Consider the following 15,351-nt stretch of genomic DNA (forward strand, 5'->3'; position numbering starts at 1 on the left):
GGTGACGGCCGGGCGGACGACTTCGACAGCATTCGCCCCCGGGGGAAGGGAAGGCGTGCCATGTGCGGAATCGTGGGATACCTGGGCCACCGGCCCGCACTGCCGATCCTGCTGGAAGGGCTGCGCAGGCTCGAGTACCGGGGGTACGACTCGGCGGGTGTCGCGCTGGGGCGCGACGGCAGGCTGCTGGTGCGCAAGGCCGCCGTGCGCGTCTCGGAGTTGACGCGGCTGACCGCGAACCTCGCCGGCAGCACCACCGGCATCGCGCACACCCGGTGGGCCACGCACGGCCCGGCGACCGCCACCAACGCCCACCCGCACACCGACTCCGGACGCCGGATCGCGGTGGTGCACAACGGGATCATCGAGAACGCGACCGCGCTCCGGGCGACGCTCAGCGCGTCCGGTGTGCGGCTGGTCTCCGACACCGACAGCGAGGTCCTCGCCCACCTGATCGCCGCGGCGGCCGCGCGCGGCGGCACCCTGACCGAGTCGGTGCGCACCGCCCTGGCCGACGTCGAGGGCACTTACGGGCTGCTGGTCCTCGACGCCGAACGACCGGACGTGCTGGTCGCCGCCCGGCACGGCAGCCCGCTCGTGCTGGGGCTGGGGGACCGCGAGATGTTCGTGGCCTCGGACCTGGCCGCGCTCGTGCGGCACACCCAGCAGGTGATCTACCTCGAGGACGGCGAGCTGGCCACGGTGCGGGCCGACGGGTACGAGACCGGCAGCGGCGCCGCGCGTGAACCGACCGTGGTGGAGGACCTGCCGGCCGACTACGAGCTGGGCGGATACCCCGACTACATGGCCAAGGAGATCGCCGAACAGCCGGAGGCCGCCGAGCGGGTCCTGCGGGGGCGCCTGGACGAGCGCCTGGGCACGGCCCGCTTGGACGGGCTCCGCCTCACCGCGCGGGAGCTGCGCGGGATCCGCCGGGTCAAGTTCCTCGGCTGCGGGTCGGCCTACTACGCCGGGCAGATCGGTGCGGGCCTGGTCGAGGAGCTGGCCCGGGTGCCCGCCGACGCGGAACCGGCCGCCGAGTTCCGCTACCGCAACCCGGTGGTCGACCCGCACTGCCTCTACGTGGCCGTCAGCCAGTCCGGGGAGACGGCCGACACCCTGGCCACCGTGGAGGAGCTGCGGCGCAAGGGCGGCCGCGTGGCCGGCGCGGTCAACGTCGTCGGCTCGGCCATCGCGCGGGAGTGCGACAGCGGCGTGTTCCTGCACGCCGGGCCGGAGATCTCGGTGGCCTCGACGAAGGCGTTCACGAACATGGCGCTGTCGTTCGCGCTGCTGGCACTGACGCTGGGTCGCGTCCGGGACCTCTCGCTGGGGGAGGGCAGGCGGATCGCGGCCGGGCTCGCCGCGCTGCCGGAGCTGATCGGCCGGGTGCTGGCGGAGGAGGACCGGGTCGCCTCCCTGGCCGGGCGGTTCGCCGACGCCGCGCACGTCTTCTTCCTCGGCCGGGTCCGCGGCTGGCCGGTGGCGCGCGAAGGCGCGCAGAAGCTCAAGGAGATCTCCTACGTGCACGCCGAGGCCTACCAGTCCTCGGAGCTCAAACACGGCCCGCTGGCGCTGGTCGACCCGGCGATGCCCAGCGTGGTCCTGGTACCCGACGACGACCTGGCGGCCAAGAACCTCGGCACGATCGAACAGGTCAAGGCCCGCGGCGGCCCGGTCGTCGCGGTCACCACCGCCGATCTGCCGCTGCCGCAGGCGGACGAGGTCGTCCGCCTGCCCTCGGCGGGGCCGGAGCTCGACCCGATCCTGATGACCATCCCGCTGCAGATGCTGGCCTACCACGTGGCGCGCAAGCTCGGCCGCGACATCGACAAACCCCGCAACCTGGCCAAGAGCGTCACCGTGGAGTAGTTATTCTAGTGCTAGAGTAAACGGGTGGCCCCCTCGCTGACGCCCGCGGAGCTGACCCTGCTCGGGTTGCTCGTGGAGAAAACCCGGCACGGCTACGAGCTGGACGAGGTCATCACCGCACGCGGCATGCGCGAGTGGACCGAGATCGGGTTCAGCTCGATCTACTACCTCCTGGGGCGGCTCCGGGACCGCGGCCTCATCACCGAGGTCGCCGCGCCGGGCACCGGCCGGGCCAAGGCCCGCAAGGTGTTCGGGCCGACCGCGCAGGGCCGGCGGGTGTGCGCGGCCGAGGCCGAGGCGGCCCTCGCCGAACTGCGGCCGGTGTTCCCGCCCGTCCTGGTCGGACTGGCGAGCCAGCCCGTCGTCCCGCCCGACCGCGTGCGTGCCGCCCTGGCCCAGCGCGCTACGGCGCTGGAGGAACGCGTTGCCGCCGTGCGCCGCGCAGCGCGGGCTCAGGCGGGTGCACCCGCGCACGTCCGGGCGATCTTCGACCATTCGCTCCACCAGCTCACCGCCGAACAACAGTGGCTGTCGGACTACCGCGCAGCACTCGACGAAGGAGACACCTGACCGTGCCGCCCTACGACCCGAAACGGGAGCTGAAAGCGCTCTACGCGCCGAAGAACACCGAGTGGGCGCTGGTCGACGTGCCCGAGCAGCAGTTCATCGCCATCGACGGCAGCGGCGACCCCAACACCTCCGCCGAATACGCGCGCGCCGTCGAAGCCCTCTACACCGTGGCCTACACCATCAAGTTCGCCGTCAAACGCGGCGGCGGCCGGGAATTCACCGTGGCGCCCCTGGAGGGCCTGTGGTGGGCCGAGGACTACGCGGCCTTCACCCGGCGCGACAAGGACTCCTGGCACTGGACGATGATGATCAGCCAGCCGCCGTGGGTGGGCGAGGACGTGGTCGACGACGCCCGCGACACCGCGCTGGCCAGGAAAAGGCTTCCCGCGATCGGCGAAATTCGCCACCACACCCTGCGCGAAGGACGCTGCGCCCAGGTCTTCCACGTCGGCTCCTACGACGACGAAGGACCGGTGCTGGCCCGCCTCGGCAGCTTCCTCGACGCGCACGGTCTCCGCCACGCCGGTCTGCACCACGAGATCTACCTCAGCGACGCGCGCCGGACCGAGCCCGCCCGCCTGCGCACGGTCCTGCGCCAGCCCGTCGAACCCCTCGGCTGAGCGGCCCGGTCCTTCGCGGGGACGTCGGCCTCCCGGACCGGGGACCGAGTGCTCTTCGCCGGGGCGCGCCCGGCCGTGAAGCTGGTCGTGGGTCACCGGGCCCGGAACGCGGAGAGCGATCATGAACCACGCGATCACCGGCGACAGCGTCGTCGCCGGCGTGGACGGACCTCCGGGCTCGACGCGGGCCGTCGAGTGGGCTGCGCGGGAGGCGTCGCGGATGCACCGGCCGCTGATCCTCGTGCATCAGGTGTACGCGAAGCCGCTGCTGGGCGCGCCATTTGCCCGGCGGGCTGCTCCCCGGGTGCGGGTCACCGTCGAGTCGAGTCTGGACGGTCCGATCCCGTTGCTGGTCAACAAGTCCGGAACGGCGCGCGTGGTGGCGCTGGGTTTGGCCGACCGCAGCGCGCTGCGCGACCTGCTGGCCGTGCACGGGCGTTCGCCGGTCACGGTCGTCCACAGGCGCGAGCCGGCGGGGCCCGCTGGTCGCGGTGGACACTGTGGAGCGAATTCGACCTGGCCGAGGCGTTCGGGTTCGTGCCCGACCCGTTCGGCACCGCGCCGCGCGACGACGCCGGGCGTGAGGTGCTGGACCGTTCCCCGGCCGCGTGGCGGGTCGAGTACCCCGAGATCGAGGTGCGGCCGGTGAGCGAACGCGAGCAGCCGCGAGCACGGCTGCTGGAGTGGAGTGCGCAGGCGCAGCCGAGGCCGCGGGGGATTCCGCGGCATGCTGCTCGATTCGACCACCCAGGCCCTGATCCACCACGCCGAATGCCCCGTGCTGATCGCCTGGTCGCGCCTCGATCAGGGACTTCTTGCGCCCTTGTGCCCGGCGCCCCTCCCGCGTTCCCCGGGGGACCGTCGTGCACGCTGAGGAGCGCGGAGCGACCGACCCGGGAGGAGTCCGCTGTGGACGGTGCGGGCCGCGAGAGCGACCGCCGCCCACTCGCCGGCCGACTACGCCGACCGCGCCAGCGCGGTCTCGATGACCTCGCGGCTGTCCACGTGCAACGCCTCCGCCGCGCTGCGCCCGGTCGCGGCCAGGTACGCGTCCACGAGCCGGTTGCCCACCGCGTAGCCGGCGCCGGCGGGCAGCCCGACCGGCGTCGCGCCGAACCGCGCGGCCGCCTCGTCGCCGTGCACCCACGCGGTGAAGTTCCGCATGCCGGTCACTCCCAGTCCCTCCACGACCTTGGCGAACACCGCGTCGTCGTGCAGGTGCGGCACGCCGAGGCGGGCGTAGCCGAGCTCGTCGCCGTAGAGCTGGCGGGCGAAGGCGTCGGCCAGCCCCTCGGACACCACCTGCTCGCCGACGGTGACCGTCGCCGGATCCCACACCACGCCGCCCTCGGCGTAGCGGAGGTTGTGGTGCAGCTCGTGCACCGCCGTCGCCTCCAGGCGCGCCAGGTTCTCCGGGTAGGGCCAGAAGTTGAGGAACAGGTAGCCGGGCACGCTGCCGTTCGCCGTCATGCCGAGGGCGGGGCCCATGAAGTAGGCGTCCCCCGGGTCGCCCAGGACGATGAGGACGGTGACGTCCGGGACGGTGATGCCGGGGGTGGCCGCCAGTTGCACGGCGAGGGCGTCCTCCAGTGCGTGCTCGATCCGGGGCCACGCGTCGGCGTCGTGCAACGCCTCCAGCGCCTCCCGGCAGGGCTCCTCGTCGCGGTCGAGCGGGAACCCCGATCCCATCCGGTGCATCGCAACGAGGTCCACCTCGCCCGGGAAGTACCGGTACATGCCTGCGGCGGGCGCCAGCATGGCCCGCAGGAGCGCGGCGCGGTCGGCCGGCGGGGCGCGCAGGATGTCGCGCATGGCGGGGCAGGTGTCCAGGACCGTGATCGTCATGCCGACGACGGTAAGGTCTCCAGTGGCGGGAGACTCAAGCGTCAGAGTGCGGCGAGTTCCGGTTCCAGGTCGTCCAGGCCGAGCGTGCCCACCGACAGGGCCGCCATGTGCCACGCCTTCAGGTCGAACCGCGGGTCGCGTGCCCGCGCGGCCGCACGGCCGGCCAGCCAGGCCCGCTCGCCGAGCTTGTAGCTGATCGCCTGGCCCGGCACGCCCAGGTAGCGCACGATCTCGCTGTCCAGGAACTCCGACTCGCGGGTGGTGTGCGCGCCGAAGAAGGCGCGGCCGGTCTCCGCCGTCCAGCGCAGGCCCGGCCCCAGCCCGGCCTCCTCCGGGACGGGCAGGTTCAGGTGCATGCCGATGTCCACGATCACCCGGATCACCCGCATCATCTGGGAGTCCAGGTACCCCAGCCGCATCCCGGGGTCGGCGAGGTAGCCCAGCTCGTCCATCAGCCGCTCGGCGTAGAGGGCCCAGCCCTCCGTCGTCGCGCTCACCGACCCCGCGCTGGTCTGGAACAACGACAACCGGTCGGCCAGCGTCGCCCAGTGGGCGAACTGGAGGTGGTGCCCCGGCACGGACTCGTGGTACCAGGTGCTGACCAGCGTCCACAGCGGGAAGCGGGTGCGCCCGAGGGTGGGCAGCCAGGTGCGGCCCGGCCGGGAGAAGTCCCGCGCCGGACGCGTGTAGTAGGGCGCCGCCGCGCTGCCCGGCGGGGCCAGGCGCGTCTGGAGCACCCGGACCGGGGGCGCGAGGTCGAAGTGCGTGCCGTCGAGGTCGGCCATCGCCCGGCCGGTGAGGTCCTCCAGCCACTGCCGGACCTCCTCCGCGCCCTCGACCGCGGGCCCTTCGCGGTCCAGGTAGGCCATCGCCTCCAGCACCGGGGCGCCGGGCAGGACCCGGCCGGCCTGCTCGCGGATCTGCCCGGCCAGCGCGTGGTACTCCTGCCACGCCCACTCCGTCGTGGCGGCGAGGTCGAGGTGCGCCCCGGTCCACTGGCGGGCCAGCAGCAGGTAGCGTTCCTCGCCGACTCCGTCGGGGGTGCCCTCGGCCTGCGGCAGGTACTCGTCGGTGAGGAACGTGCGCAGGGCGGCGAGCGCGTCCTGCGCGGCGCTGCTGGCGCGGTTCAGGTCGGCCCGCAGTGCGATCGGCACCTCGGCGCCGGCGGCGAAGTCCGCGAACCAGCCCCGCCCGTCACCGTCCGCCATCCACGCGGCGAGCTGGCCGGCGGCGGTGTCCACCTGGCGGGGCGCGGCGAACAGCCCGCGCCGGGCGCCCTCGCGCAGCGACGCGGTGTATCCGGCGAGCGCTTCGGGCACCCGGGAGATCCGGCGCGCGAGGACGGCCCAGTCCTCGTCCGAGTCCGTGGGCATCATCAGGAACACGTTCCGCAGGTTCTGCAGCGGCCCGAGGATGTTGCGGACCGAACGCAGGTGCTCGCCGGACGCGCTGACCGCCAGGCCGGTCTCCAGCCGCTCCCGCAGCAGCCGGGCGCAGCGGCGCTCGTCGTCGCCCTCCGGGGTCAGCGCGTCGAGCCGGGCCAGGGTCGCGGTGGCCAGCTCGTCGCGGGCGAGCTGGCCGTCGGGGGAGAGGTCGGTGAGGCGGTCCTCCCCGGGCGCGATGCCGAGCATGGTGCCCAGCTGGGGGTCGGCGGCACAGGCCTGGGCGACGTGGGAGTCCGCGAGATCACGCACGGCGGCGGTGGGGTCCGGCACGGTCGGAGTCTAGATCTAGGCTCGGAGGGGCAAGGCAACGCACGCGGAAACGGGGACAGTGTGACAGCAGCGCAGGGCCACGACTTCACCTCGCTCTACCGGCACGGCTTCGTGCGGGTGGCCTCCGCGGTCCCGGAGGTCCGCGTGGCCGACCCGGAGTTCAACGCGGACGCGACGCTGGCGATGGCCCGCCGCGCGGCCGACGACGGCGTGGCGCTGACCGTGTTCCCCGAGCTGGGCTTTTCCGCCTACACCGCGGACGACCTGTTCCACCAGGACGCGCTGCAGGGCGCGGTCGACGACGCCGTGGCCCGGTTCGTCCAGGAGTCGGCGGACCTGCCCGGGGTGTTCGCGATCGGCGCGCCGCAGCGGATCGACGGGCGGCTGTTCAACTGCGGCATCGTCGTCCACCGTGGACAGGTGCTGGGCGCGGTGTCGAAGAGCTACCTGCCCAGCTACCGCGAGTTCTACGAGAAGCGGCAGTTCGTGGCGGCCCGCGACGCGGTGTCCGAACGGGCCCGCATCGCCGGGCAGGACGTGCCCTTCGGCAGCGACCTGCTCTTCGCCGCGCCGAACGTGCCCGGCCTGGTGTTCCACGTCGAGATCTGCGAGGACGGCTGGGTGCCGGTGACCCCGAGCGGGTTCGGCGCGCTGGCCGGGGCGACGGTGCTGCTCAACCTGTCGGCGAGCAACATCGTGATCGGCAAGGCCGGGTACCGGCGCACGCTGTGCACCGGCCACTCCGCGCGGTTCGTCGCGGCCTACGTGTACTCGGCGGCCGGGCCGGGGGAGTCCACGACGGACCTGGCCTGGGACGGTCAGGCGGTGATCGCGGAGAACGGGTCGTTGCTGGCCGAGGGCGAGCGGTTCGTGGCGGACCAGCTGGTCACCGCGGACGTCGACCTGGAGCGGCTGGCCGCGGACCGGTTGCGGATGACCAGTTTCAGCGACAACGCCCACGACCACCGGGAGCGGCTCAAGCGGTTCCGGCGGGTGGAGTTCGACCTTCAGCTGCCGCCGGGGCCGGTGCGGCTGCGGCGCGAGATCCAGCGTTTCCCGTACGTGCCGGCGAACACGGCCGACCGCAACGAGCGCTGCCGCGAGGTCCACCACATCCAGGTGCAGGGGCTGACGCAGCGGCTGGCGGCGACCGGGATCGAGAAGGTCGTCATCGGCGTGTCCGGCGGGCTCGACTCGACCCAGGCGCTGATCATCGCCGCGCAGAGCATGGACAAGCTCGGCCTGCCGCGGGAGAACGTGCTGGCCTACACGATGCCCGGGTTCGCCACCAGCGACCACACCCTGGCCAACGCGCACAAGCTGATGAAGGCGCTGGGGGCGTCGGCGCACGAGATCGACATCCGGCCCTCGGCGAAGCAGATGCTGGCCGACCTCGGGCACCCGGCCGCCGACGGGGCGCCGGTGTACGACGTGACGTTCGAGAACGTGCAGGCGGGGGAGCGGACCTCGCACCTGTTCCGGCTGGCCAACCACCACGGCGCACTCGTGGTGGGCACCGGCGACCTCAGCGAGCAGGCGCTGGGCTGGGCGACCTACGGGGTGGGCGACCAGATGTCGCACTACAACGTCAACGCCTCGGTGCCCAAGACGCTGATCCGCTACCTGATCGCGTGGGAGGTGGCGACCGAGCGGCTCGGCGAGGGCGCGGACGAGGTGCTGCGCTCGATCCTGGCCACCGAGATCTCGCCCGAGCTGGTGCCGGGGGAGGGCCCGGGCTCGGGGCCGGCGCAGAGCTCGGAGGCGAAGGTCGGCCCGTACGAGCTGCAGGACTTCCACCTGTACTACCTGCTGCGGTTCGGCTACCGGCCCAGCCGGATCGCCTACCTGGCTCAGCACGCGTGGGGTGACGTCGACACCGGCCAGTGGCCGGACCTGGTGCCCGAGGACGAGCGCAACAGCTACGACCTGCCCACGATCAAGAAGTGGCTGCGCGAATTCCTGTGGCGCTTCATCCAGACGAGCCAGTTCAAGCGCTCCGCGATGCCCAACGCGCCGAAGGTCGGATCGGGCGGATCGCTGTCCCCCCGCGGCGACTGGCGCGCGCCCAGCGACGCGAGCGCGCGGGCGTGGCTGGACGAGCTGGAGGCGAACGTCCCCGGCTGACGCCGCAACGGGCGGGCGTGCCCGCGCCGGCGAGGGGAACCCCGCCGGGTCAGGTGACGCGTTGCCCGGGGAAGGTGAACTGCGTGTCGATGTCGGAGGCGACGGCTTCGAGCAGTTCCTCGGTCAGGTCGCTCAGGGCCCGCGCCAGGGCGAGTTCGGCCGCGATCGGCGGCAGGTGCTGGCCGCGCGGTCCGTTCTGGACCAGTCCGATGCCGGTGAAGCGGGTACCGTCGGTGCCGCCGAGCCGGATTTCCGCGCGCGTGACACCCCCGATCTCGTCCAGGCCGATGTCCATCTTCCAGTGGCAGGGTTGCCGCATGCACGCTCCTCGTCCGATCTGGCCTCACTGTCCCTGTTCGCGCCGTCCCGGCCCAAGAGTCGGAAGTCCCTAACTCCCGCGCTGCACGGCCCAGGCGAGCACCAGCCCGCCCGAGTTGAGCGCCAGGTGCACCAGCGCGGGGGCCAGGATTCCGCGGCCGCCGTAGCGCAGCGCGCACAACGCGACCCCGGCGGCCGCCGCCCCGGCCATCGCCAGCACCGACAGCACCGGCAAGGGGATCTGCCCCGCCGCGGCGTCGACGGCGGCGTTGCGGCGCAACGCCAGTGACGGCAACAGGTGCCACAACCCGAACAACGCCGAGGCCCCCAGCACGGGACGCCAGCGCCACCGGTCGCCGCCGCCGAGCAGCGCGGGCAGGACGCCGCGGAAGGCGACCTCCTCCACGAGCACGGTGCCCAGCGGGATGCGCACCAGCGCCAGCCACACCACCTCGCCCACCGGCGGCCGCCCGACGCGGCCGTCGTGGAACAGGGTCCGCAGCGCGGGCACGGCCAGCGCGACCGCGAACCCGGCCACGACCACCAGACAGGCGATCCCGCCGGTGCGCGCCGACCGTCCCCCGTGCCGCGCGGACAGCCCCATCTCGGCCCAGCCCAGGCCGGCCAGCCGCCCCAGTCCGATGAGGACACCCGCCGTCGCCGCCCCGCACACCGGGTAGGCCCAGCCGGGCAGGACCCGGTTGGCCAACGTGGTCGCCGCGGCCAGCGCCGCGACGGCACCGGCGACGGCGATCCGGCCCGGCAGCCGGGGCAGGGCGTCGATCTCACGCATCCACCCCAGTGTGCCCGCCGGGCAGGGACCAACGGCCCTTCACCTCCGGCCCCCTCGCCGGTCACGCTGGACACCGGAGCACCCGACGTGGAGGACGGAGATGACCGGCGCAGCACTGGTCCGGACGGGCGGCCGTGAGTGGATCCCCGTGCCGGCGCGCGGGTTGAACTGAGGTGCGCGATGACGGCCCCCGTCTCCCCGCTCCTCCGGTTCTGGCGACTGCTGCGCCCGGGCGGGCCGCTCGCGCGTCCGTGGGACCGCTGGGAGGCGCGCCTGCTGATCGCCGCGATCCTGCTGGCCCTTCTCGCCGTGCCGGTCTCGGGCGCGCTGGCGTCGGACGTCTACGGGCGGCAGGCGGAGGTCGCGCGGGAGCAGCAGGCCGACCGGACCCGGGCGAGCGCACTGCTGCTGGCCGACGCGGACCCGTTCGTGACCGGCGGACCGGCCGCCCAGGTGGACGAGGTCCCGGCGCGCTGGCTCCTGCCGGACGGCACCGACCGCACCGGATCGCTGCAGGTCCCGGCGGGCACGCACCGGGGTGCGCGGGTGCCGATCTGGATCGACCGGACGGGGGAGCCGGTCCCGCCGCCGCTGTCGACGTTCAACGCGCTGAGCATCGCGCTCAGCATCGCCCTGCTCGTGTGGCTCGGCGTGGTACTGGCCCTGGCGTTCGTCGTGTTCGTGGTGCACTTCGCGCTCGACCGTCTGCGCGCGGCGGCCTGGGCCCGGGAATGGGAGACCCTCGGCAGCGACCGATGACCGCTCCCGGGAACACCTCCACGGTGTATAACGCCCTATACGGCGCGGCTTTGTCGCGACCTATTCAGGTCGCTGCAGCTTCCCCGCCGGGCGCAACTTCGTCGCAAGGACGGCGGCCTGGGTCCGGCGCTCGAGCCCGAGTTTGGTGAGCAGCCGGGAGACGTAGTTCTTCACGGTCTTCTCCGCCAGGAACATCCGCTCGGCGATCTGGCGGTTGGTCAGGCCTTCGCCGATGAGCTCCAGCAGGGTCCGTTCGCGGTTGCTGAGGGCGGCCAGCGGGCCGGTCTCAGCGGCGTCGGCGCGCAGCTTCGCCATCAGGGTGGCCGCTGCGCGCGTGTCGAGCAGCGACCGTCCCGATCCGACCTCACGCACGGCGGACACCAGCTGGAGCCCCTGGATGTCCTTGATGACGTAGCCGCCGGCGCCGGCGAGGATCGCGTTGAGCATGGCCTCCTCGTCGGTGTAGGAGGTCAGGATCAGCACGTTCAGCTCGGGCAGCCGGGACCGCAGCTCGCGGCACAGCTCGATGCCGTTGCCGTCGGGCAGCCGCACGTCGAGCACGGCCACGTCGGGCCGCAGCGCCAAGATCCGGGAGAGGGCCTGGGCCGCGGTCGACGCTTCGCCGACGACGGTCAGCCCGGGGTCGGTCTCGAGGAGGTCGCCGACCCCGCGTCGCACGACCTCGTGGTCGTCGACGAGAAAGACCTTGATCACGCCGTCATCCCTTCCGACCGACGGAACCCACCCAGGGTACGGGCGGCCGCACCCCGGGCAGGCGGCCTTGGTCCCGAATCGTGGGGACCAAGGTCCCCAACCGAGTGGTTCGCCTCGCCCGCCCGTTCAGGGCCGGAGAACCGCCGCGCCGCGGACCCGGCCCGCGGCGAGGTCGGCCAGCGCCTGGTCGGCCTGGTCGAGCGCGTACTCCGTGGTCACGACGCGCAGCGGGTGCTCGGCGGCAAAGCCGAGGAACTCACGCGCGTCACGGCGGGTGGCGGAGGTGACGCTGCGCAGCGTGCGCTCCTGGAACAGGTGCCGCTGGTAGTGCAGGGCCGGGACGTCGGTGAGGTGGATGCCGGCCACGGCGAGTGTGCCGCCGCGATCGAGGGCCGCCAGTGCGGGCGGCACGAGGTCTCCGGACGGGGCGAACAGGATCGCCGCGTCGAGCGGTTCCGGTGCCGGGTCCTCGGCGTCGCCCGCGGAGGTGGCGCCGAGGTCGAGCGCGAGCTGCCGGGCGCGGTTGCTGCGGGTCATGACGTGCACGGTGGCACCTTCGGCCAGGGCGACCTGGGCGGCCAGGTGTGCGCTGGCGCCGAAGCCGTAGATCCCGAGCCGCCCGCCGCGGGGCAGTTCGCTGCGGCGCAGGGCGCGGTAGCCGATGATCCCGGCGCACAGCAGGGGCGCCAGCTCGGTGACGGAATAGCCGCCGGGCAGCCGGTGCGCGTAGGCGGCCGGGACGGTCGTGAAGCGGGCGTAGCCGCCGTCGTCGTCCCAGCCGGTGTAGCGCGAGTCCGGGCAGAGGTTCTCGGCGCCGCGGCGGCAGTACCGGCACTCGCCGCAGGTGCCGCGCAACCAGGCGGCGCCGACGCGGTCGCCGGGGGTGAACCCGGTGACGTGCGGGCCGAGGGCGGCGACCTCGCCGACCACCTCGTGGCCCGGGACCACACCGCCGCGGTGTACCGGCAGGTCGCCTTCGACGACGTGCAGGTCGGTGCGGCAGACCCCGCACGCGAGGACGCGCAGGAGCAGGTCCCCGCCGGCGACGTCGGGGACCGGTTCGTTGCGCAGTTCGAACTTGCGGGTGCCCGGAGGGCCGGGCCGGAACACTCGCCAGGCGTGCACGGTTCCAGCGTGGCCGAGCCCGGCGCCCGCGGTTAGGGCCGAAGGGCCCGAGCGCTGGTGCGGGCCAGGTCAGCTGACGGGGGCGGACCAGGTGAGCCGGGTGCCGCCGGTCGCGAGCGCGGTCACGGTGCAGGTGCCGCCCGCCTGGGCGGCCCGTTCGGTCAGGTTGTGCAGGCCGCTTCGGGCCACCTTCTCCGGGATGCCGGTGCCGTTGTCGACGACGTCGATCACCAGGTCGTCGTCGACCGAGACCGTGATGGTGAGCGTGGTGGCGCGGGCGTGGCGGACGGCGTTGGCGAGGGCTTCGCGCAGGACGGCTTCGGCGTGTTCGGCCAGTTCGCTGCCGACGACGCCGATGGGGCCGGCCATGCGGACGGTGGTGCGCAGCCCGGTGTCGCCGGTGACCTCGGCGATGATCTCGTTGAGCCGTTTGCGCAGCTGGGTGGTGCCCTGCAGGCCGCCGTGCAGGTCGAAGATGGCGGTGCGGATCTCGGCGACGATGTTCTGCACGTCGTCGATCATGTCCGCCAGGCGCCGCTGGATCTCCGGGTTGCGGCTGCGCATGTGCGTGCTCTGCAACGCCAGACCGTGCGCGAACAGGCGCTGGATGACGTGGTCGTGCAGGTCGCGGGCGATGCGGTCGCGGTCGGCGACGACCTTGAGTTCGCTGAGGGAGCGCTGGTCCTCGGCCAGCTGCAGGGCGAGTGCGGCCTGGTCGGCGAAGGCGGCGGCGAGGGTGAGCTGGGTGGTGTCGAAGGGGTCCTGGCCGGCTTTGCGGAGTGTGACGAGCACGCCGGAGACGTAGTCGCGGGACGCGCGCAGTGGCAGGACCAGTGCGGCGCCGAACTCGGTCGACAGGTCGTAGGCGAGGTTCTCGACGAGCCGGGGCTGGGCGTCGGTGTAGGCCGCGCCGCAGCTGGAGCCGGCGATCGGGATCTCGCGCCCGATGAGGGGGTCGGGGTCGAGGCCGGCGCAGACGGTGATCGTCAGGTGGGTGACGTCGGCGGGGGGCGCCTCGGGGTCGTCGGGCTGGGCGATGAACGCGTAGTCGGCCCCGGCGAGGGCGAGCGCGCGGTTGGCGATCAGGTAGAGGACGTCGGTGGGTTCGGCGGCGGCGAGCAGTTCGGCGCGGATCTCGCTGGTGGCCTCCTGCCAGCGCTGCCGCAGCTGGGCCTCCTCGTAGAGGCGGGCGTTTTCCACCGCGATGCCGGCCGAGGCGGCGAGTGCCTGCACGACCACTTCGTCGTCTTCGGTGAAAGGCTGTCCGTTCTTCTTCTCGGTGAGGTAGAGATTTCCGAAAACCTCATTGCGGACGCGCACCGGTACGCCGAGGAATGTGCGCATCGGGGGGTGGTGTTCGGGAAATCCGGACGAGGCGACGTGCCGGGAAAGATCGTCGAGGCGGATGGGTTTCGGTTGCTGGATGAGCAGGCCGAGCAGGCCGTGCCCGGTGGGCAGGTCGCCGATCCGGCGGCGGGTCTCCTCGTCGATGCCCTCGTAGACGAACTCGGCGAGCTCTTCGCGGTCGGGTGCGAGCACACCCAGTGCGCCGAAACGGCAATCGACGAGGTTGATCGCGGCGTGCACGATCCGGCGCAGGGTCGCGTCCAGTTCGAGACCGCCGGCGACGGCGAGCATCGCCTCGAGCAGCCCGTCCATCTGGTCCCGGGACTGCACCAATTGCTCGATGCGTTCCTGCACTTCTCGCAACAGTTCGCGCAATCGCAACTGGGACAGCGTTTTGCGCAACCCGGCGATGAGTTGGTCAGGGTCGGAATCGCTGGTCCCGGGCATATCGCCAGACTGGCATGCCGATTGCGTGAACACCAGTCAAAAGCGTCCACGCGGTGGGCGATCGTGGTCGTGGAAAGGGCACAAAGACCCCGGGCGCGGTGACGCCGGGCCCTCGTGCGGGGTGGGGTGCGGGGGGACAGTGGGGTGATCCTGGTCCCTTCGTGGCCTGGAGGTCCGGATGTCTCTCGCGAGCCAGGACCCGGTCAGGGCCGCACTCGACGCGGCGATCCGTGCGCCGTCGCCCCACAACAGCCAGCCGTGGCGGTTCCGGGTGTGCGGTGACCGGATCGACGTGGTGCTCGACGGCGACCGGATCCTGAAGGTCGCCGATCCGGAGGGGCGGGAGGCGCGGCTGGCCTGTGGGGCGGCGATCCTGAACGTGCGGCTGGCGTTGCGCGCCGCGGGGCGGGTGCCGGTGGAGGAGCTGATGCCGCGGCGGGACGCTCCGGAGCACCTGGCGACGGTGCGGCTCGGCGGGTGGCGGCCGGCGACGACGGACGATCTGGCGCTGGCGCGGGCGATCGGGTACCGGCGCAGCAACCGGCGCGCGTTCACGTCGCGGGAGGTGCCGGTGTGGGTGCGGCAGGCGCTGGTGCGGGCGGCGGCCGAGGAGGGCGCGGACCTGGTGGTCGTCCACGACGCCGGGCGGCTGGCGGAGCTGGAGGTGCTGGTGCGGGAGGCCGAGCGGTTGCAGGCGGAGGATCCGGCGTTCCAGGAGGAGGTGCGGCGGTGGACGGCGACGGACCCGTCGCGCGAGGACGGGGTGCCCGCCGCGGTGGTGGGGCGGGGGCCGGAGTGGCCGTACGACCGCAGGCCGCTGGTTGCGGTGCTGGTCTCCGGTGCGGACACGCGGCTGGAGCAGGTGCGGGCCGGGCAGGCGTTGCAGCGGGTGTTGCTGCGGGCGACCACGGCCGGGGTCAGTGTGTCGTTCGTGTCGGAGCCGGTGGAGATCCCGTTGTTGCGGGCGGCGGTGGGCCGGCTGGCCGCGGTGCCGGGGTCGCCGCAGGTGGTGCTGCGGTTCGGGTACGGGTTCGCGGCTCCGGCGACGCGGCGGCGCCCGGTGTCGGCCGTGACGCGTTACACCGGTGGGGGTTAGCGGGGG

Annotated in this window: 15 protein-coding genes; 8 read left to right on the forward strand and 7 right to left on the reverse strand. The window is 73.2% G+C overall.

Annotated features, from left to right (window positions below):
* Positions 1-60: 60 nt before the first annotated feature.
* From glmS to FB470_RS27985, 5 genes are all read left to right on the forward strand, one after another.
* Positions 61-1,872: a glutamine--fructose-6-phosphate transaminase (isomerizing) gene (gene glmS / locus FB470_RS27965; protein ID WP_306996390.1), complete on the forward strand. Its 1,812-nt coding sequence runs from the start codon at positions 61-63 to the stop codon at positions 1,870-1,872.
* Positions 1,873-1,896: 24 nt separating this feature from the next.
* A complete protein-coding gene (locus tag FB470_RS27970) occupies positions 1,897-2,442 on the forward strand; it encodes a PadR family transcriptional regulator (RefSeq protein ID WP_306996391.1) in 546 nt (181 codons plus the stop codon).
* Positions 2,443-2,444: 2 nt separating this feature from the next.
* Complete coding sequence (locus FB470_RS27975) at positions 2,445-3,062, forward strand: GyrI-like domain-containing protein (RefSeq protein ID WP_306996392.1); 618 nt, start codon at positions 2,445-2,447, stop codon at positions 3,060-3,062.
* A 121-nt stretch (positions 3,063-3,183) separates the two neighbouring features.
* A complete protein-coding gene (locus tag FB470_RS27980; protein ID WP_306996393.1) occupies positions 3,184-3,711 on the forward strand; it encodes a universal stress protein in 528 nt (175 codons plus the stop codon).
* Between the two features lie 78 nt (positions 3,712-3,789).
* The gene (locus FB470_RS27985) at positions 3,790-3,936 is read left to right on the forward strand and encodes a hypothetical protein (RefSeq protein WP_306996394.1); all 147 of its coding nucleotides are present in this window, start codon (positions 3,790-3,792) and stop codon (positions 3,934-3,936) included.
* An 83-nt stretch (positions 3,937-4,019) separates the two neighbouring features.
* Here the strand turns inward: FB470_RS27985 and FB470_RS27990 are convergent, their stop codons facing one another.
* Both FB470_RS27990 and FB470_RS27995 read right to left on the reverse strand, forming a co-directional pair.
* Complete coding sequence (locus tag FB470_RS27990; RefSeq protein WP_306996395.1) at positions 4,020-4,907, reverse strand: DUF2268 domain-containing putative Zn-dependent protease; 888 nt, start codon at positions 4,905-4,907, stop codon at positions 4,020-4,022.
* Positions 4,908-4,948: 41 nt separating this feature from the next.
* Complete coding sequence (locus FB470_RS27995; protein ID WP_306996396.1) at positions 4,949-6,622, reverse strand: DUF885 domain-containing protein; 1,674 nt, start codon at positions 6,620-6,622, stop codon at positions 4,949-4,951.
* Positions 6,623-6,682: 60 nt separating this feature from the next.
* Here FB470_RS27995 and FB470_RS28000 point away from each other — a divergent pair, with 60 nt between their 5' ends.
* Positions 6,683-8,746 (forward strand): NAD(+) synthase, encoded by a 2,064-nt coding sequence (locus tag FB470_RS28000; RefSeq protein WP_306996397.1) that lies wholly within the window; start codon positions 6,683-6,685, stop codon positions 8,744-8,746.
* A 49-nt stretch (positions 8,747-8,795) separates the two neighbouring features.
* Here FB470_RS28000 and FB470_RS28005 read toward each other — a convergent pair whose 3' ends face one another.
* Both FB470_RS28005 and FB470_RS28010 read right to left on the reverse strand, forming a co-directional pair.
* Positions 8,796-9,065, reverse strand: a complete 270-nt coding sequence (locus FB470_RS28005) for a dsRBD fold-containing protein (protein WP_306996398.1) — start codon at positions 9,063-9,065, stop codon at positions 8,796-8,798.
* A gap of 69 nt (positions 9,066-9,134) precedes the next feature.
* Complete coding sequence (locus FB470_RS28010) at positions 9,135-9,857, reverse strand: CPBP family intramembrane glutamic endopeptidase (RefSeq protein ID WP_306996399.1); 723 nt, start codon at positions 9,855-9,857, stop codon at positions 9,135-9,137.
* Between the two features lie 180 nt (positions 9,858-10,037).
* Here FB470_RS28010 and FB470_RS28015 point away from each other — a divergent pair, with 180 nt between their 5' ends.
* Positions 10,038-10,616 carry an Rv1733c family protein gene (locus tag FB470_RS28015; RefSeq protein ID WP_306996400.1) on the forward strand — a complete coding sequence of 193 codons (579 nt, stop codon included), beginning with the start codon at positions 10,038-10,040 and terminating at the stop codon, positions 10,614-10,616.
* Between the two features lie 60 nt (positions 10,617-10,676).
* Here the strand turns inward: FB470_RS28015 and FB470_RS28020 are convergent, their stop codons facing one another.
* The 3 genes from FB470_RS28020 to FB470_RS28030 form a co-directional block, all read right to left on the reverse strand.
* The gene (locus tag FB470_RS28020; RefSeq protein WP_306996401.1) at positions 10,677-11,330 is read right to left on the reverse strand and encodes a response regulator; all 654 of its coding nucleotides are present in this window, start codon (positions 11,328-11,330) and stop codon (positions 10,677-10,679) included.
* Positions 11,331-11,456: 126 nt separating this feature from the next.
* Positions 11,457-12,455, reverse strand: coding sequence for a zinc-binding alcohol dehydrogenase family protein (locus FB470_RS28025; protein ID WP_306996402.1), 999 nt, complete (start codon positions 12,453-12,455; stop codon positions 11,457-11,459).
* A gap of 69 nt (positions 12,456-12,524) precedes the next feature.
* Positions 12,525-14,249, reverse strand: a complete 1,725-nt coding sequence (locus FB470_RS28030) for a GAF domain-containing sensor histidine kinase (protein WP_306996403.1) — start codon at positions 14,247-14,249, stop codon at positions 12,525-12,527.
* Between the two features lie 178 nt (positions 14,250-14,427).
* Between FB470_RS28030 and FB470_RS28035 the strand changes: the two genes are divergently transcribed.
* Positions 14,428-15,345, forward strand: coding sequence for a nitroreductase family protein (locus FB470_RS28035; RefSeq protein ID WP_306996404.1), 918 nt, complete (start codon positions 14,428-14,430; stop codon positions 15,343-15,345).
* Positions 15,346-15,351: the final 6 nt, after the last annotated feature.

The organism is Amycolatopsis thermophila, assembly GCF_030814215.1.
GTDB lineage: Bacteria > Actinomycetota > Actinomycetes > Mycobacteriales > Pseudonocardiaceae > Amycolatopsis_E > Amycolatopsis_E thermophila.